The organism is Legionella worsleiensis (genome assembly GCF_001467535.1).
In the GTDB taxonomy this organism is placed as follows: domain Bacteria; phylum Pseudomonadota; class Gammaproteobacteria; order Legionellales; family Legionellaceae; genus Legionella; species Legionella worsleiensis.
In genome coordinates, this window is record NZ_LNZC01000012.1 from 207,629 (window position 1) to 227,747 (window position 20,119).

The window sequence follows — 20,119 nt, forward strand, 5'->3', positions numbered from 1 at the left end:
TGTCTATGGCAAAAGGTGTTGTTGCTGAGCTGAATGAATTAATCGAGTTGAGGCGATATGCCCAGACCGTTTCTTATCAACCCGAAGGCAGAGCACTTCGCTCGGGTGCTCATTTATCTAAAGTGCGAGGCCGGGGAATGGATTTTGCGGAGGTGCGCAATTATCAGGCCGGAGATGAAATCCGACATATGGAGTGGCGAGTAACTGCCCGAACCGGTAGACCTCATGTAAAAATTTATCAGGAAGAGCGTGAACGGCCTGTTGTCATTCTTGCTGATTTTAATCCAACCATGATTTTTGGTACCCGAGTTGCGTTTAAATCGGTAATTGCAGCTCGGCTTGCAGCGTTATTGGCATGGACTGTGATGAAACAAGGAGACCGGGTCGGGGGCTTCTTTTTTTCGGCTACCGAACACAGTGAGTTTATTCCTCGCAGTCGTGATTCAGGTGTTCTTCCCTTATTGGCATCACTGAGTCAATACACCATGCAGACCGAGGCGCAAAAACAAGAAAAATCGAGAATGCTCAGTGATGCGCTGACACGATTGCGTCGGGTTGTAAGGCCTGGCAGTATTGTCGTGCTGATTAGTGATTTTTACACTATGGATGCAGAATGTGAAAAGCATTTGAATCGCTTGCGAGGCCATAATGATGTATTGGCCTATCATATCTGTGATCGCATTGAATTGACGCCACCCAAACCAGAACAGTATGCAATAACCAATGGACAGCATGAACTGGTTCTTGATACTCGTTTATCAGCCGTGAGCACTGCTTATGAGGACTACTGCCGACAAAGAATAGAACAATTAAGTGAGCAGTTTAAACGCTTGCACATTCAATACGTGCAAGCTACCTCTGAGACTGATCTGACCCAACTGGTAAGGCAGACGTTTCCAAGGAGGACACGTGGCTAAGACCGATCCTTTGGCTCAATTAAAAGACATACACTTACCAGATCCTGTAGGGTGGTGGCCTTTGGCTCCAGGTTGGTATGCGGTTATGGTAATAATGGTTTTGTTGCTTAGCTGCATGGTTTATTGGATGCATCAACGCCATGTTAACGGCTTGGCAAAACGTAAAGCTCTGGGTTTATTAGCTGTTTATAAAGAACACTATCTAAAAGATAAAAATGCTCAAGTAGCCAGTGCTCGAATATCAGAATTATTAAAAAGAGTTGCTTTGGTCTACTATCCTCGCATGGAGGTTGCCAGCATTCATGGTAATGACTGGATAAATTTTTTAAATAAAACCAGTAAAAAAATCGATTTTCAACCGGTTAAGGCCATGCTTCTTGATGCACCATTTAAAACGGCAGAGTCAGTTAATCTGGAGCCTTTATTTATTTGTGCGGAACAATGGATTAAGCAAAGGGGAGCGCCATGTTTGAAATAGTCAATCCATGGGTGTTCGTTGCATTACCACTGCCTTTTTTAATTTGGTATCTTGTACCCAGAACTAAAGCTACCTTACCCAGTGCGTTAAAAATTCCGTTCTTTGAGGCAATAGCAGGAATAGTCGAACAAGAAAAACGCTCTGTTACCGCTCAAAAAACATTGATTATTCCTTCTTTGATTTGGTTATTACTCGTTTTGGCTTTGTCCGGTCCTCGATGGGTTGGTGAACCTAAACCCATAACCAGAGAAGGTTACAATATTATGATGGTTCTTGATTTATCGGCCAGTATGGAAATCAATGACATGATGTTACATGGTCGTCCGGTTAGTCGTTTATTAGTAGTCAAAAAGGCAGCAAAACAATTTGTTCAAGACCGAATGGGGGACAGGATAGGCTTGATTTTGTTTGGTACTCGTGCCTATCTGCAAACGCCCCTTACCTATGACAAACACAGTGTATTAATGCGTATAGATGATGCTACAGCCGGGTTAGCTGGAAAAACAACATCAATAGGGGATGCTGTAGGGCTGGCAGTGAAACGCCTGGATGATGTGCCTAAAGAAGGCAGGGTTATTATTCTTTTAACCGATGGTGCGAATAATTCAGGAGTTCTTGCGCCATTAAAAGCTGCAGAACTGGCTCATGATGACGGAATCAAGATTTACACCATAGGCTTAGGTGCTGAGGCAGATCCACGGGCATTGAATATGGACTTTTTTAATCAGAATATCACTGCTGATTTAGATGAAGATACCTTGAAGAAAATGGCCGATATGACTGGTGGGCAATACTTCAGAGCAACTGATACGGAGTCCTTACAGTCCATCTATCAAACCATTAATCAACTTGAAACCGTAAAACACGACATGACTTCTGTTCGTCCGCAAAAAGACTATTATCCTTGGTTTGTCGGATTGGCATTGTTATTTGCTTTTTATTGGCTGAGCAGAAAAGCCGGTGCAAATTTCAAGATGAAAATTAAAGAACAATTCACGGAGCAATTGAATTCATGATGGCTGATTTTCATTTTTTAAGGCCATGGTGGCTTTTATTAATCATTCCCTTAATTGGTTTAGCGGCCATTTTATGGCGGCAAACCCCTCAACTCCATGCATGGGGTGAGGTATGCGATAGCCATTTACTTAATCATTTGATTCAGACTAAACGACAAGGAAGGCGAATCTTGTCTTTGCTTTCTTTATTAGCAAGTGTTTTGTTCATGATCATCAGTAGTGCAGGGCCGAGTTGGTTTAAATTACCTCTGCCTGTCTTTAAACCTGTGGAACCCAGAGTCATTCTTTTGGATATGTCCGATAACATGATGGCAGATGATTTAACACCGAATAGACTGAGCAGGGCTAAATTTAAATTGCATGATCTTTTTTCTCGTAAGGATGTTGGTCAGTTTGGCTTGATTGTTTTTACTGGCGAATCTTTCGTGGTCTCTCCTTTGACCGATGATGGACAAACTATTTCTTCATTGTTGTCTACCTTAACCCAGGACGTTATGCCTGTAGGCGGGCGTAATCTTGCAACAGCCTTGAATGAGGCAGGCAAATTAATTCATCAGGCAGGATATCAACGTGGAGAGATTTTAGTATTAACTGCTGATACACCTGCGACTATTGATATTGATGAAGCAAAAAAACTGGCTCAGTCAGGTATTAGTTCATCCATTTTACCGGTTCGAGCTGATCAAAAAATCAATCCATTATTTCAAAATTTTGCTAATGCCGGTAATGGTCAGTTACTCAAGTATTCCTCTAATTCACAGGATTTGAATGATTGGTTGAGTCGGTCTGGAACAGAAGAATATGTTTTAAGTCAGGATGATGATATCCCTCTTTGGCGAGATGAGGGGCGATGGTTTTTAATTCCTGCTTTGCTTTTATTGTTACCTGTGTTTCGAAGAGGCTGGTTGCAGAGGATGGCTTTATGAACCGTAGTTTGATAGTGATGGCTTTGGTCTTTACTGCCTCACAAGCACACGCTTTTGATTGGACTGATCTGTGGTATACACCAGATCAAAAAGCACAGCATTTGATGGATAGGGGGCAGTTCAAGAAGGCAAAAGAAACGTTCGCACGTAATGACTGGATTGCATCAGCTGCATATCGCTCCGGAGATTACGAACGTGCGGCTGAATTATTTAAAGAGCTAAATAATGAACAGGGTTATTATAATCAAGGAAATGCATTAGCTCATATGGGACAATACGAACAGGCTGTAGAGGCTTATAACAAAGCCTTAAGCCTAAATCCTGATAATCAGGATGCGTTACACAATCGAAAATTGATTGAAGAACTGCTTAAAAAAGATAAAGAACAAAAACAAAACAAAGATCAGCAAAACAAAGATCAACAGAACAAAGATCAACAGAACAAAGATCAACAGAACAAAGATCAGCAAAACAAAGATCAGCAAAACAAAGATCAGCAGAACAAAGATCAGCAGAACAAAGATCAGCAGAACAAAGATCAGCAGAACAAAGATCAGCAAAACAAAGATCAGCAAAACAAAGATCAACAAAACAAAGATCAACAGAGTAAAGAGCAGCAAAAAAACAAACAGAATAAAGGGAAAGACAATCAACTACAGGAAAATGACGCTCAGTCTGAAGCAGAGCAGGAAAAACAACAAGCAAAACAGCAATGGTTACGCTTAATTCCGGATGACCCGGGTGGCTTGATGAGAGAAAAATTTTTACGCGATCATTTGCGGAGAGCACGTGGGTGGTATCAATGAAAAAAATAATAACATTACTCATATTATGGTCTTATGCACTGATTTCATGTGCTGAAATTCAGGTTGAGGTACAACCGTCGCAGGTTGCCATGGGGGACGTTTTTAAATTAATTATTACTGATGATAATCCGCAAAATGGGGGTGTTCCTGATTTAACGGCATTACAAAAAGAGTTCAGTATCTACGGCACAGAACGGCATGTAAATTACACGCTGATTAATGGTCAGGCTCAAACAGCAAGTCAGTGGATTATTTCGTTAAAGCCGCTAAAACCTGGGATACTGACGATTCCGGCAATTAAGCTTGGCATGAACAAAAGCAATCCCATAACCATTAACGTAGACGATAATCAATCCAACCAGGACTTCCCTCAGAATACAGGACAGCAACAAGATGTTGTATTGACTGCGGATGTTAATGAAAAGACCCCTTTTGTTAACCAGCAAATTACCTACACGGTTAAGTTATACAACAGTAAAAGATTATTAGATGCCCAATATCAAGGGCCGCAAGTGGATAATGCTTTGTTAATTCCCCTTGGTGACGCAAAAAGATACCAGACCATACAAAACACTATTAATTATGTGGTAGAAGAACAGAATTACGCTGTCTTTCCGCAAAAAAGCGGTACTTTAAAAATTTCTTCACCAACCTTTACCGCCCTGGTTTACGATTTCAATTCTCAGCGAGTGAAGGTTCGCGATAAGCCAATTGAATTAAATGTGCAGCCAGTTCCTGCACAGTACAAAGGGAAATTATGGCTGCCCGCAAAACAGGTTAAATTAACCGAAGACTATGAAAATACCAGCCAGATCCTGGAGCAAGGCAGTACATTAACCCGAACTGTGAGACTTGAGGGTGTGGCCATACCCGCTCAGTTACTTCCTACCCTTGATTTTAAAGAAACGGATGAATTTAGTGTTTACCCTGAGAAGGGTGCTGATAAAAATCAGGTCAAACAAGGCGAGTTAGTAGGCAGTACGGAATTTAAGGTAACATATTTATTTAATAAAGCAGGTAAAACTACCATTCCTGAATTACGTCTTCACTGGTTTAACACCACAACTAAAAAAGATGAGGTGGCGGTCTTGGCCCCTCGAAGCCTGGAAATAACTCCTTCCTTATCTACCAGCACCGAAAAAACACCACCCCGAAATAACGAGGTAAAGCAGGTTAAGCCTTTGACTCAACCAGTCCCGGATTCCAATTTATCCTCTTCAATAAACTGGGCATGGGGCATTGCCGCACTTTTCGCATGCGCCTGGATGGTTACTTTAGGATTATGGCTATGGCAAAAAAATTACCCATTTTCCACTAAAAAGCATATGAAGCATGCCTTAACTCAATTGGATAAAGCCTGCGTGGAATGTAATCCCAAAAAAGCCCGCGATGCTTTATTGAAATGGGGCCGTTTGCAATGGCCTGATGCACCAATGTTAAATCTCTCTGATTTGACGAAACTGATCAGTGATCCCCATTTAAAAAAACAAATCCATCTATTATCCCAGGTATTGTATCAAAGTAGTGAACGCACCTTATGGCGAGGCGATGAGTTATTGCGTGCCGTGATGGCTTTTAAACGATCGAGTACTGCGAAAAAGAGGAATACAAACGCTTTACCACCCATAAATCCTTTTTAGTGGGAGCGTAGCGAGGGGGAGAGGGTTTATGGGAAAGGGTGATCTTAGGCATAAACCGTAAAGACTGGTAACACTCTAAAACCGGTTGCACGCAGTGAGATTGATTCAATACCATGGGAGTTACAGAATTTGTACCTGTTTCTCGCAATTTGTTTTTTATCATATTATAATTTAATTGCTTGTAGATGAATAATTTTTGGTTGATTTTCTGTGTTCACATGATTGCATCTTGAGTTCTTATCAGAAGTTATCCAAAAATTCCATCACGGGTTCTTGTTTAATTTTATTTGGAAATTCGAAATGTCTGTGAAAGAAACTGGTCACGTTAAGTGGTTTAATGATGATAAAGGTTATGGCTTCATTAGTCGTGATAATGGCCAAGATGATGTATTTGTTCACTTCAGATCCATTATCAGTGGTGCAGGACGTAAAACTTTAGTAGAAGGACAACGAGTTGAGTTCCTGGTTACTAAAGGCGCTAAAGGACTGCAAGCTGAAGAAGTAACAGCTTTATAAAAGCGCTTATTCTAAAATTATCTCACTCCTGCTTCGAGTATAAGTGCTCTTGCAGGAGAGAGGTATTTTGTCAGATGCGTCTGAAGCGATAACATTAAAATTACTGTATTTGGTTGATTCTTAAAAAAGTCAAAAGCTGGCTTTCAAAAAGGACTCGGGTATAATGTGCTCATCTCACCATGGTCAGGATGCCTAATGATTCCCTTCATCACGCTGTTATTCCTTGCTTTATCTGTTAACGTAAATGCCTTAGGTGCTGTTAATGGTACTTTCGAAGCAACGAAAGTATGTCCTGCATATGTTTCCAAAAATAACAAAACAAATCCTGATAATTTAATGGTGCGCATTCACCAGCAGTATGTAATAAAAGAAATTAATAAAAATCCACCCGACTGGCTGCGTATTGTTATTCCAGAACAGCGTAATTCGCTGCGCTGGGTAAGCGCAGATTGTGGGCTTGCTGAATATGCCGAGCGTAATACGGAACGATGTGATTTGCGACCAGGTATGGCTGATTCTCACGTTCTGGCGCTTAGTTCTCAAGCTGGATTTTGTGAAACCTACGGCTATGAGGCAGGCAAGCCTGAATGCAGGAAACTGACCCAGAATTCTTTTCAGGCTAATCATCTCACTTTGCACGGTTTATGGCCAAACCAGGACAATTGTGGGCTACGCTATGGTTTTTGTACGGTTAAACCACGAGCCAATCATTGTGATTATGAGCCCTTGAATTTATCGTCTGCAGTTGGTGAGCATCTTAAAACGCTAATGCCCAGTTATCGGTACGGCAGTTGCCTGGAGCGACACGAATGGAATAAGCACGGCAGCTGTCAGGCACTGAATCCCGATGATTATTTCTCCCTGGCGATGAAGTTGGCTCGTGAAGTCAATGAATCTGATTTTGGGCTGTTTTTAACAGAGCATAAGGGCAGAACAGTGAAAAAATCGGTTTTACGTGCCATCATTGATCAATCTTTTGGAGCAAATAACGCCGGTAAAATTTATTTGGGATGCAAAGACGGTTACCTGGTGGATGTTTTTATTCAATTACCGGCCTTGATTTCCTTTAACGAGTCTTTAGTCTCGTTAATTAATAAAGCTCCTGATAATCAGTACCATGATTCCTGCTCTGTTGATGTAACTGTTTCAGATTTTAATAAAGACTCGTGGTTTTAGGTTGAGGGTGCCTGAATGTTTATCAGGCGAATGACTAATGGGTATACTACCTTGCACATTACAATAACTTGCTCTAATGTAGAGAGAATTGTGAAACAGGAATGAAGATTATGCTTAAGCGATGTTATTCATTGATTCTACTTGTCTTTTTTGTAGCTGGTTGCGCTCATAATCAACAAAAGCCATCGGTGCCAATGACGCATCAACCAAGCAGCAAAGTCACGCAGAACAGACCGGTTTCCGCATTTAATCAGGTTGACGTTCAAGGGCAAATAAACGTTAATTTGCACACCGGATACAAAAAACCAGCGGTAGTATTAATCGGAGATCCCAGAGATTTGGCGCAAGTGAGCGTCACTGTATCACAGGGAACACTGTTTGTGGCATTAGGCAAGGGATTTCCTCGTTTTGGTGCAGTTCAGGCGGATATACGCAGCAAATTTTTAAACAGCATCCGCTATAAAGGCGCAGGATCTGTGCGAGGGAGTCGGCTGCACACCAGTTATTTAAACGCATCTATAGAAAACCCTGGAACGACCCGATTGGCTGGCTCTATAGGGTTACAACGATTAGAGGTAACAGGCAGTGGCTCTACTCAAATTGATGGGATCTCCAGCCGCAACCTGCAGATTGATTTAAAAGGTAACCCCAAGGTTCAATTAACTGGATTTGCCAACCTGGCCAAACTGAATATTGATGGCGATGCGTGGTTGAGTATGTATTGGATAAAAAGCAAAGACTTAACTATCAGAGCAAAACACGGCGCAAAAATACAACTGGCCGGCATAGTCAATAAACTGGATGTTGAGTTATGGGGTGTTGCACAGTTTAAAGGCCGATATTTAAGAGCGCAACGCAGTTTTGTAAAGACACACGATAAAGCCATGGCTGAAATTTCTGCGGTACGTCATCAAAGTGATTTGGCCAAAGACGCCAGCGACATTTATTATTTTAATCTACCGACAACTCGAGCTGATTTTATGGCATTTAACGGTTCAGTACTTGATATGCGCCCATGGAGTGAGTCTGATTGGAAAGACTATAATCAGTATAACAAACAGTTTCCATAGGTTCTGTGAACTGATTTTTTTCAGGGATTAACGGTTTTCTCGCATATCCAGCCCAAACATGGCAGTGACAGCCATTTTTAGTTTAGTATTAAACCGATAAGCCTCAAATATCATCTTCTTTGCCCTTGGTTTTGTATAGAGAATAAAATGATCTGTGGATTAGATTGGTGAAGAAATGACTCTTCGAATGATGGTTCCTTGGAAGTATCAACTGCATTTATTAATGGATTTCTTGTTCATTCCGCATTGATAATGTGCGTCAATTGTACTAACATTTAATTAATAGAGATTGTTTTGAGAAATATCATGACAAATGCAAGCAAGGTGGACAATAGAAAAACACCTAAGGCTAAAGATCCAAGAAAGGTGACAGGACCGCAATCAAAGACTGTGCGTGCTAAAACTTCCAGACTGGGTTTTCGTGCATCTGAATCGCAAGTTAAAGTAATCCGAATGGCCTCTGATATAAGTCATAAGTCATTGACTGAATTTATAACGGATAGTGCGTATCAAGCTGCTGAAAAAATTATTTTAGACCAGAGATTATTTATGGTTTCTGGCGATATCTTTAATCAATTTTCTGAAATTCTAGACCGCCCAGAGCAAGATAATGAAGGGCTAAAGGATTTATTTTCTTCATCATCTCCATGGGATTTAAATGACGTTAAAAAAACCTGAACCTTTAAATAAAGATCATAATGTAACAGATTTTAATAGTAATTACCCAGAATTAGATGAATGGTTAAAAAAACATGCTTTTCAAGCAAAAATGTCCGGTTCCGCTACTACTTTCATAGTTGCTGATGATAATCTGGTGGTTGGTTATTACAGTCTTACGGTTGGGCAGGTGGACGCTGATGAGGCATCTGAACGCATAAAAAAGGGAATGGGCAAATATCCTATTCCTGTTGTCATATTAGCAAGATTAGCTGTTCTTGATACATATCAAGGAAAAGGCATTGGAAGGGCAATGCTTAAAGATGCAATATTAAAAACCTTGCACATTGCAGAACAAGGCGGCGTAAGAGCTTTATTAGTTCATGCTATAGATAAAAAAGCCGAAACTTTTTATAAACGATTTGGATTTGAACCTTCTCCAATAAGGGAGAATCAATTATTACTCCTTTTAAAAGACGCTAAAAAAGTGATATTTGAACAACGGTTAGCTAAATCAACGTAAAGCTCAACGGGTTCAATTCCAGGGACAGGTATGTAGCTTCAAAAGCAGTAGAGCATTTTCTTTCATTGTTCAATTCAGCTTGTTTCAAGTGTATTTTGATTGCAAATATACCAATGAAGCGTATTGAGATGCATAACTACTCAAGGCCTGATGTGAGAATCCGCAACAGGCCCTTCGCTATCATATCGGTTAATCTGTTCCACGTGTTTAAAAAGTGTTGCAAGTGGCTCATTTTTTAATTCTTCTGCATGCAGTTGCCGAAATTCGTTTATATCAAGCTGTTCTTGAATAACTCCAATCAGGTCAAGTGCGGCAGCTATGCTCGGTAAGTCTTTTCGTAAAAAAAATGAGACAGAACCCTGGCGGTTTTTTAATTCATGATGGCACCAGGCTTTAATCGCAGATATTAGCAGCATTTTGGATAACACATTTTCACAGTCTTTGCTGCTGGCATAATCGTCAAGACAATCCATTTGTAACACCTGATCTTTGATGTACAGATTATGCAAACAAGAGGTTGATAAATTGCCAAGAAAATCATGACACACGTCGATTCCAGCTGCGCTATGCAATGTCGTTAAAACGCTCAGTAAATGCGTCATATTCAGGTTATTATTTTTTTCAAACATGATAACAAGAGCAGGGATCATGGCTCTTTGTGCAGCCAAATTTAGTGGTGTTGTAACATTGCCATAATAATTTATAAAATTACTTTCGATGTCTGCGCCGTTATTGACTAATAATTTGATAATTTCGAGATTTTCTCTGTAAATTGCATAGGCAATCGGTGGTTGGCCTGATGTAGGATTATTAGGGTTTCTTGCATTAATCAAAGCCCCATTTTTAACAAGGACATCAACCAGTGCTAATTCACCCCGTAAAATGGCAGCATGAAGAGGTGTTTCATTAGTTAATGAATAATTCACATTTGCCCCTCGGCTAATGAAATAATTAATTAATTTGAGATTGGCAACTTGTATCGCAAACTGCAGCAGCGTTACTTTATCAAATCGGGTGAATATGATGTCATCAATACTCTCATCACACTGATCTAAAAGTAGTTCAATAAGTTGAATAGAGCTGTTTTTTAAGATGGTGTGTGCCAGTGTTTCTTTGATTGAGTTTTGAAAAATTGATGGGTTAAAACTGGATGACTCTTTTAGTTTTTCTATTAATAACTTAACGGTCTTGATATGCTCCCGGTCAGCAGCAATGCTTAAAGGTGAAATTCCCAGACCCCAGTTGTTTTTTTTATATAAGTCAGCACCAGCGTCTGCAAGTAAACTGACAATTTTTCTATACCCAAATTGCGCTGCAATAAATAAAGGCGTCGTCCCTTTTCTCTCATCACCGTTAATTGCAGCACCAGCTGCCAGAAGGAGTCTGACGGCGTTGATGCGCCCGTTGTGAGCGGCTTTGTAAAGAGGTGTTGAACCATCTGAGGTAACAAGATTAAGATCAGATTTTTTTTCTATATAATAGGCAAGAGATTTTTCACAGCCAATATCGGCCGCCATATGAAGAGCAGTGGTATTATCTGCATAGTCTGATAATAAGGGTACAAATGCACTGTTAACAGCAGCCAAAAGGGTTGCCTGTTCGGTATAGGATGCATGAACAGATTTGTTGATAGTAAATACACGAAACTCAAATGGCGATGGTTGATCGGGCAGGTAAGTGATGGATGCGGTAAAAATATCATCTATTAATTGATTTTTTTGGTGTGGCTCATAAGATCTCCAGTGCTTTTGATGATTTGAATCATAAAAATAATAGCGATCATTGCGAATTCGTAACCCCATCGCATGATTATGGGAGCCTAATATTACATCAGTATCCTCTTTGAAAAGCTCGTGAAACAGCGTTGTGCTTCTATCATCAATGTGTATGGGTTTGGTAAAATCATTGGCAGTAAAAAGACCCGCAAGTGAATACTTCAGTTCAATTTTTTTTGGATCATCGTAGTGAGCCAGCAAATGCAGATCACCTTGACTAATAGGGTTGTATTTGAACGGATTTTGAAAGTATTCCAAATGAGAATATAAACGTTCGATGTCTGCTGTATCTTCCGCTGATAAAGAATTTAGATCCTCATTCCATAGGGATATTTTTATATAGGTTTGCTCGAGCCACTGCCAATCATCTCTAGGGTGTGGTTTGCCGTGTTCATCCAGGCGATGCGGTTCTTCTGCCAGTTCCATTCCAAGAAGCGCTAGAGACGTAAAGGCGCTGCAATGCCCTTCCAGGTTTTGTAATGGCGCAACAAATCCATCTTTGCGCTGATCGTGTACCAATTTAAAAAATTTCATCAGTTTTGTGATGAGAATTTCTTGGGCTATGTTTATTTCAGACGAAGACATAATGACCTTATGGATAAAACCTGTTTTGGTAATTATTGTATGAATAACCGTGGTTTTTGTCAATTAAATGACCATTGTGAATCTTGTTTGTTCCATTGCGGGGCAGTTCAATACAGAAGCAACATCCCAAGCTGCCACCAGTATTCCCCTGCCAGCCGACTCAAAATGGTGACCTGATTTTTTAATGGTAAGTAGAGAACAATTTGCTATCGCAGCTTGGGCAAGTGAATGTATGTTTTTGCAACAAGCACCCCAAAGCCATAAATGTCATTGAACAAAGATGGGATGAGCTTTGTTCTTGGTCAGTTAGCCGGTTTGCAGCCGACAGAAGACGGTGATCTCCTAAAATGACGCTGCAATGCATCAAGGTTTGCTTCATGGTGCCTGATTAATGCATTGGATTATTTCTTGAAAATCGTTATCTAAAGGCAATACATGCGCAGAATTTTTAAGCCAGTGTATGGTCACATTAGGCAAAGGAAGGAATAATCGCTCTACTTCCTGGGAAGCAACAACTTCGTCATAGGCACCTAAAAATAAATCTACAGGACAGGTTGGCGGAACCCATTCATATTGTTGGGCAAGGGTCAGCATCTCTATGATTGCTGTAATGGGAAGTGTTCTGTAGGCAATTTCAGCATGTTCGTTGGTTTTAAGATTCCCTGCAGCATTACGTAACTGCCTAAATCCAAAATAGTGAAGCAGTTGCGCTAATTTAAGCATGGAGTTTACGTTCATGTGCAGTTTGAGCGCTGGAGCCAGTAGAAAAAGGTGATTCAGGTTAAAATGTTGACTGAGTTCGCAAGCCAATAATCCTCCCAGTGATAAACCCAACACATCGAGTTTCGTGTATTCTTTACTTAACTGGTCACAGGCATGTTGTGCTGTTGATAACCATTCAGCTGCTGTGGACTGAGAAAATGCTTCTATACTCTGTGCATGACCCGCAAGAGCCGGGCAAACAATGGCATCGTAGTGGGTTAATTGAGGAATAATGTTGCGATAGACCGCTGGTGAGGAAGAAAAACCATGCAAGACCAATAACGCACGTTCTCGACCTAAACCACGCTGATTTACAGGTTCAAGCAGTTTAAGCTCATTTGGGGTTAATCCCGAGAGCTGTTTACCTCGGCGCATGTAGCGAAAGTCATTATTATTCATAATCTACCTGTTGTGAAAAATGTACTACAGCTTTTTAAGTCCCTCAATTTATTATAGAACGTATTTCAACATGATGATTTTTCTTTATATTATTTTTGTATGTTTCCAAAATGTCCTTTAAAAGTGCAAAATAATACCAAATGACTATAATATATCTATTAGTTAGTTCTAACAGGTAATTTAACATGGCAGAAGAAATCTCTCAAAACGCTGAATCTAATCCTACACCATCACCTGAGCCGGGTTCCTCTGGTCCAGGTTTTTTAAATAAAGCGGCTGATTTGGCCAAAAAGGGTGTTGCAATGGCCTCTAAAGCCAAAGAAGGTATAAGCAAGCTCGCTCAAGCCTCGCCTGACCAATTTGCTGAAAATGAGAAAAAACGAAAACAAATTGAAGAAGAACAACAATCCAGTAAAGATGAGAATCCCTTAATACAGCTATATAATGAGCTGTTAAAATCCATTTTTGAATTAAATGGTGCAATATTCGATCCGGTGAGAAATATTGCTGGAAATCTGGCACAAAAAGGCGTTGATAAAATTAAAAGTGCCTTATCATCTGACGAAGAGCCTGAAAATCAAGAATCTCAGGTCAAAAATTCAGAGGATAATGCATCGCTTAAACAAAATGCCGATGCCAAAACATCTAACCAGGTTAAGGCTGAGGTAAGTCCAGGTTTTTCTGGGAAAATGGAGCCTGTGCCTGATACTAAAAAAAGTCCCGAAGACTCTTTGAAGGAGTCAAACACGGCGAGTTATGACACCAAGACGCAAAGTAAGCCGCCACAACCCTCGGGTACAGACGCTAATATCGATTATGATAATGGTATGAATAATGCGATGAAGGGTTAGTAGCGAGAGCATTAAAGTGAGTACTCTCTCTGCACGATGAATTACGCCCCTAAAGTGTATTATATAACAAAGTTAGGGGCAGTGTTTTACAAGGTTATAATTTAACGCTCTAAAAGCTTGTGGGGTAAGCTTTCTATTCTGCCTGCCTGAGTAACCAGTACATAATTTAATTTGCGTTGTAATTCGCTAATGGTATCGGCACCCGCATAAGTTAGCCCTGAGCGTAAGCCGCCAACTATATCAGCGATGATTGCATCAGGATCTTCTTTTAAAGGCACTTCTGTTGCCACTCCTTCAGCGGTTTTCCATTCGTGCATTTGTCCAAGAAATGCCTCCTGTGCTTCTCTTGAAGCCATGCCTCTATAGCGTTTGAATTTTGAACCGTCTTCTTTCTGAATGATATCACCGGGAGTAGGGGTAGATCCTGCCAGCATCCCGCCTATCATGACAAAATCGGCTCCAAAGGCTAAAGCCTTGACTATATCCCCAGAGGTTTTAATTCCCCCATCTGCGACTATAGAGCGGTCTGCACGTGAGCAATCCTGGATGCACGTAAGCATGGGAACACCAAAGCCTGTTTTGATTCGGGTACTGCATACTGAGCCGCCACCAATTCCTGCTTTGATAATATCGGCACCACAGGAAGCCAGGTAGTCCGCACCTGCATAAGTGGCAACATTCCCTGCCATGATGCAGCGATCACCCAGTAATTTACGTAAACTTTTGAGCGTTTTACCGACGTATTTGGCATGTGCATGAGCGACATCCACACAAAAATACTCAGCACCTGCATCACGTAGCGCTTCGGCTCTTTGCAGTTCGGCATCATTACAGCCTATGGAGACAAAAACAGCGCCCTGACATTTTTTGAAGTCCTGAATATTTTCTTCTATGGACATAAAACGATGCAGTGCGCCCATAGCACCTTTACTGTGCATGAAATTAGCCATAGTACTTTCAGTAATTGTATCCATGTTTGAACTGATTACTGGAAGGTTTAAGGAGAGTTTACCCAGGCGATCGGTGTTCGTGGTTTCAACTACCCGCCTGGATTCGTGGTGGTTGTATGAAGGAACAAGTAATACATCATCAAAAGTGATGGCCTGATCGGTCATGGTTAATCCTCGTTTAAACAGGTACTATAAATGTTCGGCAGCATAAAATGCAAGTCTTGAACGCTCGCCTCGGGTTAGGGTCATATGTGCGCTGTGTTCCCAATGTTTGAAGCGATCTACTGCAAACGTCAGTCCTGATGTAGTTTCAGTTAAATAGGGCGTATCTATCTGTTTGATATCGCCTAAACAGATGATCTTGCTTCCAGGTCCTGCACGAGTGACCAGTGTTTTAATTTGTTTTGAAGTCAGGTTTTGCGCTTCATCTATGATGATGTATCGGTTTAAAAAAGTGCGTCCACGCATGAAGTTTAAGGAACGAATTTTGATTTTATTTTGTAATAAATCCTGGGTTGCTCCCCGACCAAAGCTGCCGCCCACCTGAGAACCGTGAAGTACTTCAAGGTTATCCATTAACGCACCCATCCAGGGTGTCATTTTCTCTTCTTCGGTTCCGGGTAAAAAGCCTATGTCTTCACCAACGGGAATGGTAACCCGAGTCATTAAAATTTCACTATACCTGTTGAGATCCATAACTTGGGTGAGTCCAGCCGCAATAGTGAGTAATGTTTTACCAGTGCCTGCAGAACCTTGCAAAGTGACGAAATCGATGTCGGGATCGAGCAGTAAGTTTAAGGAAAAATTTTGCTCTCGGTTACGGGCGGTAATTCCCCAAACAGAGTTTTTAGCCTGTGTGTAATCACGCACCAACTGAACAATAGCCTGTTTACCGTCTATTTTTTTTACCAGACCCTGGAATTCATTATCTTCTGTACTGATGCAGTCATTAGGATTCCATTCAGTAATCAAGGGGCCGCTAACCTGATAAAATGTTTTCCCGCTTTCTTGCCAGGAGCTCATATCTTTGGCATGAGTATCCCAAAAGTTATTATCTAAAATATGTAATCCTGTATGCAGAAGATTAACATCATCGAGTACCTGATCGTTGTAGTAGTCTTCCGCAGGTATTCCCAGTATTCCTGCTTTAATTCGTAAATTAATGTCTTTGGAAATAATAATGACCTGTTTTTTACCTGCGTATTTTTTTTGTAAGCCCAAAGCGGTAGCCAGGATGGTATTGTCTACTTTATGGCCAGGTAGAGTGGAGGGAACGACCTGATCAAATTCATCGGTTTGAAAAAATAATTTACCGCTGCCATTTTTTTTATTAGAACGAATAAAGCTGGGTATAGGCAGTCCTGATACAATTTGTTCATGAGATGCGTTACTCATTAACTCAACCAGCATACGGTTTGTTTGTCGAACATTTCGAGCCAGTTCTGAAGTTCCTGTTTTGTGACTGTCCAGTTCCTCGAGAACGACCATAGGCAGATAAATATCGTGTTCGTCAAATTGATAAATAGCCGTGGGATCGTGCATTAGTATATTGGTATCCAGCACGAATAGCTTTAATCCATTTTTGATAGTATCCATAGGTTCACCCTTTCAGCTAAAAGTAGTATGGCTTTTAGTTCAAGTTGCACCATGTCGCCTGAGTGCCCCTTTACGGCGTATGGAACTTGAACGTTTGGCCCTATCTTTATTGTCCGTATAGGTGACAGTTCAGTCAAGAACTATATTTTTTTTGTTTGGGAACAATGAGTTAAGAATCATGTTCTATAATTAATATGCGACTTCGGCAGTCATTCGTTCTGCCCTAAGTCCCTTAGTGTTAAATACCCATAATGCAGTCAAAGCCAAGGCAAAGAGAATTATTCCGGTAGCAAATAAACTCTCATGGTGCAGTAATTTTCCTGCAAAGGTTCCCAGTGCAGAAAAGCCGATGAGAATCAAACTGCGAACGGCCGAGGCAGAGCCACGAAAATCATCAAAACACTGTAAGGCTCTGGACGTACTGGCACCCCATAGCAGCGCAGAACTAAATACATACAAGCTAATGACCAGTGCGCTGAAAATTGGTTGATTACTCCGACCGTTATAACTGCTTGCCAAGAGTAATAAACTACTGACGAGCGCAATGAGTATCCCAAGTGCCATAGTATTGTCCACGCCAAATTTTTTGAATAATCTTGATGCCGTCATGGCACCTAAAAGAAATCCCATAGATGTAATCATCAGTAAAAGTCCCATTTTATCTGGTGAAATATGAGCATGTGCGTAATAAAATGGCGCTACGGTAAGGAAACACCACTGACCGCAGTTCAACAAACCAAAAAGAGCAATATAGGAAATAAAGGTTTTGTTTTTTAGGATGGTACCGTAAATACGCAACCTTTTATTCAAATCAGGGATACTCACTCTGGTATTTTTCATACTTAATGTTTGTGGTAACAAAAGCATGGCTAGACACAAAATCGCAGCGTAGAACGCAATGCCATATAAATTCATATGCCAACCGTAAAGTACGTCTATTTTCCCACCTATTGCCGGTGCAAAAAGAGGAAGAACCGCTACCAGCGTGCCAACAAAGGACATCATTCGAGCCCCTTCGTCTTTGGGATAAAGATCCTGAATCAGAGCCCATCCTGCAACTGGAACAACAACAGAGCCCGCACCTTGCAGGAAACGACAAACCAAAAGTAAATTGATTGAATCAGCATAAAGACTCATTATGGAGCCTATACAAAAAATTAGCATACCAAGGAATAAGGTTTGCCTTCTGCCAAGCAAATCTGCAATGACGCCCCAAATAAGAACGGTAGATAGCTCCCCTGCCATAAAAATGGAAAGAAGCATTTTTACCTTGTGTGATGATACGGCAAAAGTGTCGGCAATTTGAGGCAGACTGGGCAACAGAATATCAGTCGCTATCAAGGTAAGTATTGATGCAGCAATAACGATAAGCAGTTGATATCTTCGAATCAGCATGATTTTAGATAATTCAAGACCTCTTCAACATGTCCCTTGACTGAAACTTTGCGCCATTCGTGGCGTAATGCGCTGTCCTTGTCAATGATGAACGTACTGCGCTCAATACCACGGACTTGTTTGCCATACATGGATTTCATTTTAATGACATCAAACAAGAGACATAACTCTTCGTCTTTATCACTGATTAATTCAAAAGGAAAATTGTATTTGCTTTTAAAATTCTCATGTGATTTCAGGCTGTCTCGAGAAACACCCAATACGATCGTATTCAACGCCTGAAATTGTGAATAGGCGTTGCTAAAATCCTGACCTTCATTTGTACACCCGGGTGTTGCATCTTTTGGGTAAAAATAAAGAACGACCGTTTGCCCTTTGTAATCATGAAGACGAGCATGAATCTGATTTGTTGCATGAAATTCAAAATTGGGTATTTCCTCACCTATGCGCATTGCATTTCTCCTTATTTATTTTTTTTCATGAGGCGGGATTTATCACGTTGCCACTCTCTATTTTTAATCGTATCTCTTTTGTCGTGTTCTTTTTTACCTTTAGCCAACGCTATTTTAATTTTGATTTTATTTTTTTTCCAATATAAGGACAGCGGAACTATGGTGTATCCTTGACGTTCAACACTACCAATTAAGTGATTTAACTCTTTACGGTTCAATAATAATTTTCGTGTGCGTATAGGATCGGGTATAAAGTGGGTTGATACCGTTTTCAGGGGTTGAATCTGAGCACCTAACAAATAGGCTTCGCCATACTTAACAATAACATGTGCATCCGAGAGATTGATTTTTCCTGCTCTGAGACTTTTTACTTCCCAACCCTCAAGAACAAGACCCGCTTCATATTGATCTTCAATAAAGTAGTCAAAACCGGCTTTTCTATTCAGTGCTATGCTGGAATCGAATGGTTTTTTGGTAGTCATAAAACGCCTGAACAATAAAAAAAAGATAGTATAACCGAAAGAGATAATGAGTAACATGCACGCTGTGTTCATGCTGCGTCTTAACCAATCTTTAGTGTGGCACACTTTATAGAGTTTTAAGAAAAAAACGCTGCAAATGGAGGTTTTGTTCATTGGGTCTTGGCAGGAACAGAACAAAACCCCTCCATTCATTCGGGACAAACGATATCGCTTCCGTTTATTTAGGGTATCTTTCTTCTTTGTAATCTTGAGGCAGCTGAGGATATACTCGCTCCAATTTTTGATCTACAGCGACTCGGTCATCAAAAACAAAACATTTGCCTTCCCATAAAGAATTCGCTTCGGGAATTTTTTCTATGTAATTGAGTATGCCGTCATGCAGTTGGTATACCTGCTGAAATCCTTGTTCTTTCATGAACGCCGTTGTTTTTTCACAACGAATTCCACCGGTACAGTACATTGCTATTTTTTTATCTTTTTTGTCGCTTAGATGTTGGGCAACGTATTCTGGAAATTCCCGGAAATTTTCAATATCTGGATTTATCGCATTTTTGAATGCTCCCAGCTCATATTCATAATCATTACGAGTATCTAATAAAATGACCTCGGGATCTTGAATGAGTTCATGCCATTGTTCCGGGCTTAAATAGGTTCCTGCGTTTTGCTCCGGATTAACATTTTGGACGCCCATAGTAACGATTTCTTTGCGAAGTTTGACTTTGGCTTTTTCAAAAGGATTGGCTTGGTCAAATGTTTCTTTAAAGTTCAGGGCAGAAAAACGAGGGTCGCTACGCATGTAGTGGTAAAAATTATCCATTTGCTCCCTGTTGCCTGCAAATCCACCATTAATGCCTTCATGAGCAAGGATAATGGTTCCTTTGATGCCCAGTTCATGCATTTTAGCCAACATTGGCTCTCTTAGCGTTTCAAAATCGGGCAGAGAAATAAATTTATAAAACGAAGCAATGACAATTTCTTTCACAGTATTACCTAAAAATAACAAAAAAATATGGTAAAAATTAACATTTACTCACAATTTAATCAATAGGGATGAATTCAATGCATTATTTGAACACAATAGGTCTAAAAATTTTTCTGGACATGGCTGTTTTTTTATTCTCGTATAGCGTAAAAATTCCTAATGCGT

General features: G+C 40.5%; 20 protein-coding genes. 11 read left to right on the plus strand and 9 right to left on the minus strand.

Translation table 11 applies throughout. The annotated features are described in order from the left end of the window. Nucleotides 1-5 precede the first annotated feature (5 nt). Genes Lwor_RS06760 through Lwor_RS06775 form a run of 4 tightly spaced genes read left to right on the plus strand, consistent with a single transcriptional unit; the run spans nucleotide 6 to nucleotide 3,337 of the window. Nucleotides 6-917, plus strand: a complete 912-nt coding sequence (locus tag Lwor_RS06760; RefSeq protein WP_058493140.1) for a DUF58 domain-containing protein — start codon at nucleotides 6-8, stop codon at nucleotides 915-917. Next, a complete protein-coding gene (locus Lwor_RS06765; protein ID WP_058493369.1) occupies nucleotides 910-1,395 on the plus strand; it encodes a DUF4381 domain-containing protein in 486 nt (161 codons plus the stop codon). Before Lwor_RS06760 ends, Lwor_RS06765 begins: the two co-directional genes overlap by 8 nt. Further along, nucleotides 1,383-2,411 (plus strand): VWA domain-containing protein, encoded by a 1,029-nt coding sequence (locus Lwor_RS06770; protein ID WP_058493141.1) that lies wholly within the window; start codon nucleotides 1,383-1,385, stop codon nucleotides 2,409-2,411. The genes Lwor_RS06765 and Lwor_RS06770 overlap by 13 nt, the downstream gene beginning before the upstream one ends. Beyond that, entirely contained in the window at nucleotides 2,408-3,337 is a 930-nt protein-coding gene (locus Lwor_RS06775) for a vWA domain-containing protein (protein WP_058493142.1), read from the plus strand. Before Lwor_RS06770 ends, Lwor_RS06775 begins: the two co-directional genes overlap by 4 nt. A 369-nt stretch (nucleotides 3,338-3,706) precedes the next feature. On the opposite strand, the gene Lwor_RS14320 is transcribed toward Lwor_RS06775, so the two are convergent. Then, nucleotides 3,707-4,165 (minus strand): Cys-every-fifth RiPP peptide CefA, encoded by a 459-nt coding sequence (locus Lwor_RS14320; protein WP_420798141.1) that lies wholly within the window; start codon nucleotides 4,163-4,165, stop codon nucleotides 3,707-3,709. On the opposite strand from Lwor_RS14320, the gene Lwor_RS06785 reads away from it, so the two are divergent. From Lwor_RS06785 to Lwor_RS06810, 6 genes are all read left to right on the plus strand, one after another. After that, entirely contained in the window at nucleotides 4,140-5,783 is a 1,644-nt protein-coding gene (locus Lwor_RS06785; RefSeq protein WP_058493144.1) for a BatD family protein, read from the plus strand. The two genes, Lwor_RS14320 and Lwor_RS06785, sit on opposite strands and share 26 nt — an antisense overlap. A 300-nt stretch (nucleotides 5,784-6,083) precedes the next feature. Next, on the plus strand, nucleotides 6,084-6,299 hold the full coding sequence (locus tag Lwor_RS06790; protein ID WP_058493145.1) for a cold-shock protein: 216 nt from the start codon (nucleotides 6,084-6,086) through the stop codon (nucleotides 6,297-6,299). 195 nt (nucleotides 6,300-6,494) lie between these two features. Continuing rightward, a complete protein-coding gene (locus Lwor_RS06795) occupies nucleotides 6,495-7,475 on the plus strand; it encodes a ribonuclease T2 family protein (protein WP_058493146.1) in 981 nt (326 codons plus the stop codon). A gap of 110 nt (nucleotides 7,476-7,585) precedes the next feature. Then, entirely contained in the window at nucleotides 7,586-8,545 is a 960-nt protein-coding gene (locus Lwor_RS06800) for a GIN domain-containing protein (protein WP_058493147.1), read from the plus strand. Nucleotides 8,546-8,851: 306 nt separating this feature from the next. Further along, nucleotides 8,852-9,223, plus strand: a complete 372-nt coding sequence (locus Lwor_RS06805) for a type II toxin-antitoxin system TacA family antitoxin (protein WP_083501586.1) — start codon at nucleotides 8,852-8,854, stop codon at nucleotides 9,221-9,223. After that, on the plus strand, nucleotides 9,204-9,725 hold the full coding sequence (locus Lwor_RS06810) for a GNAT family N-acetyltransferase (RefSeq protein ID WP_058493148.1): 522 nt from the start codon (nucleotides 9,204-9,206) through the stop codon (nucleotides 9,723-9,725). The genes Lwor_RS06805 and Lwor_RS06810 overlap by 20 nt, the downstream gene beginning before the upstream one ends. A 140-nt stretch (nucleotides 9,726-9,865) precedes the next feature. On the opposite strand, the gene Lwor_RS06815 is transcribed toward Lwor_RS06810, so the two are convergent. Next, nucleotides 9,866-12,148, minus strand: a complete 2,283-nt coding sequence (locus Lwor_RS06815) for an ankyrin repeat domain-containing protein (protein ID WP_058493149.1) — start codon at nucleotides 12,146-12,148, stop codon at nucleotides 9,866-9,868. Between the two features lie 312 nt (nucleotides 12,149-12,460). Continuing rightward, nucleotides 12,461-13,246 carry an alpha/beta hydrolase gene (locus Lwor_RS06820; protein ID WP_058493150.1) on the minus strand — a complete coding sequence of 262 codons (786 nt, stop codon included), beginning with the start codon at nucleotides 13,244-13,246 and terminating at the stop codon, nucleotides 12,461-12,463. Nucleotides 13,247-13,431: 185 nt separating this feature from the next. On the opposite strand from Lwor_RS06820, the gene Lwor_RS06825 reads away from it, so the two are divergent. Next, nucleotides 13,432-14,097 carry a hypothetical protein gene (locus Lwor_RS06825; protein ID WP_058493151.1) on the plus strand — a complete coding sequence of 222 codons (666 nt, stop codon included), beginning with the start codon at nucleotides 13,432-13,434 and terminating at the stop codon, nucleotides 14,095-14,097. A gap of 101 nt (nucleotides 14,098-14,198) precedes the next feature. On the opposite strand, the gene Lwor_RS06830 is transcribed toward Lwor_RS06825, so the two are convergent. From Lwor_RS06830 to trhO, 6 genes are all read right to left on the minus strand, one after another. Then, nucleotides 14,199-15,212 (minus strand): guanosine monophosphate reductase, encoded by a 1,014-nt coding sequence (locus Lwor_RS06830; RefSeq protein ID WP_058493152.1) that lies wholly within the window; start codon nucleotides 15,210-15,212, stop codon nucleotides 14,199-14,201. Nucleotides 15,213-15,236: 24 nt separating this feature from the next. Beyond that, nucleotides 15,237-16,643 (minus strand): PhoH family protein, encoded by a 1,407-nt coding sequence (locus Lwor_RS06835; RefSeq protein ID WP_058493153.1) that lies wholly within the window; start codon nucleotides 16,641-16,643, stop codon nucleotides 15,237-15,239. Between the two features lie 189 nt (nucleotides 16,644-16,832). Next, entirely contained in the window at nucleotides 16,833-18,038 is a 1,206-nt protein-coding gene (locus tag Lwor_RS06840) for an MFS transporter (protein ID WP_058493154.1), read from the minus strand. Further along, the gene (locus Lwor_RS06845) at nucleotides 18,032-18,490 is read right to left on the minus strand and encodes a peroxiredoxin (RefSeq protein WP_058493155.1); all 459 of its coding nucleotides are present in this window, start codon (nucleotides 18,488-18,490) and stop codon (nucleotides 18,032-18,034) included. The genes Lwor_RS06840 and Lwor_RS06845 overlap by 7 nt, the downstream gene beginning before the upstream one ends. Before the next feature lie 11 nt (nucleotides 18,491-18,501). After that, on the minus strand, nucleotides 18,502-18,972 hold the full coding sequence (smpB, locus tag Lwor_RS06850) for an SsrA-binding protein SmpB (protein WP_058493156.1): 471 nt from the start codon (nucleotides 18,970-18,972) through the stop codon (nucleotides 18,502-18,504). A 217-nt stretch (nucleotides 18,973-19,189) separates the two neighbouring features. Continuing rightward, nucleotides 19,190-19,954: an oxygen-dependent tRNA uridine(34) hydroxylase TrhO gene (trhO, locus tag Lwor_RS06855; protein ID WP_058493157.1), complete on the minus strand. Its 765-nt coding sequence runs from the start codon at nucleotides 19,952-19,954 to the stop codon at nucleotides 19,190-19,192. Nucleotides 19,955-20,119: the final 165 nt, after the last annotated feature.

What these genes read in the sequence shown, in the direction of transcription:
- Lwor_RS06760 (WP_058493140.1), top strand. Translation starts at nt 6, where the DNA reads ATGGCAAAAGGTGTTGTTGCTGAGCTGAATGAATTAATCGAGTTGAGG.
- Lwor_RS06770 (WP_058493141.1), top strand. Translation starts at nt 1,383, where the DNA reads ATGTTTGAAATAGTCAATCCATGGGTGTTCGTTGCATTACCACTGCCT.
- Lwor_RS06775 (WP_058493142.1), top strand. Translation starts at nt 2,408, where the DNA reads ATGATGGCTGATTTTCATTTTTTAAGGCCATGGTGGCTTTTATTAATC.
- Lwor_RS06785 (WP_058493144.1), top strand. Translation starts at nt 4,140, where the DNA reads ATGAAAAAAATAATAACATTACTCATATTATGGTCTTATGCACTGATT.
- Lwor_RS14320 (WP_420798141.1), bottom strand. Translation starts at nt 4,165, where the DNA reads ATGAGTAATGTTATTATTTTTTTCATTGATACCACCCACGTGCTCTCC.
- Lwor_RS06790 (WP_058493145.1), top strand. Translation starts at nt 6,084, where the DNA reads ATGTCTGTGAAAGAAACTGGTCACGTTAAGTGGTTTAATGATGATAAA.
- Lwor_RS06795 (WP_058493146.1), top strand. Translation starts at nt 6,495, where the DNA reads ATGATTCCCTTCATCACGCTGTTATTCCTTGCTTTATCTGTTAACGTA.
- Lwor_RS06800 (WP_058493147.1), top strand. Translation starts at nt 7,586, where the DNA reads ATGCTTAAGCGATGTTATTCATTGATTCTACTTGTCTTTTTTGTAGCT.
- Lwor_RS06805 (WP_083501586.1), top strand. Translation starts at nt 8,852, where the DNA reads ATGACAAATGCAAGCAAGGTGGACAATAGAAAAACACCTAAGGCTAAA.
- Lwor_RS06810 (WP_058493148.1), top strand. Translation starts at nt 9,204, where the DNA reads ATGACGTTAAAAAAACCTGAACCTTTAAATAAAGATCATAATGTAACA.
- Lwor_RS06820 (WP_058493150.1), bottom strand. Translation starts at nt 13,246, where the DNA reads ATGAATAATAATGACTTTCGCTACATGCGCCGAGGTAAACAGCTCTCG.
- Lwor_RS06825 (WP_058493151.1), top strand. Translation starts at nt 13,432, where the DNA reads ATGGCAGAAGAAATCTCTCAAAACGCTGAATCTAATCCTACACCATCA.
- Lwor_RS06830 (WP_058493152.1), bottom strand. Translation starts at nt 15,212, where the DNA reads ATGACCGATCAGGCCATCACTTTTGATGATGTATTACTTGTTCCTTCA.
- Lwor_RS06835 (WP_058493153.1), bottom strand. Translation starts at nt 16,643, where the DNA reads ATGGATACTATCAAAAATGGATTAAAGCTATTCGTGCTGGATACCAAT.
- Lwor_RS06840 (WP_058493154.1), bottom strand. Translation starts at nt 18,038, where the DNA reads ATGCTGATTCGAAGATATCAACTGCTTATCGTTATTGCTGCATCAATA.
- Lwor_RS06845 (WP_058493155.1), bottom strand. Translation starts at nt 18,490, where the DNA reads ATGCGCATAGGTGAGGAAATACCCAATTTTGAATTTCATGCAACAAAT.
- smpB (WP_058493156.1), bottom strand. Translation starts at nt 18,972, where the DNA reads ATGACTACCAAAAAACCATTCGATTCCAGCATAGCACTGAATAGAAAA.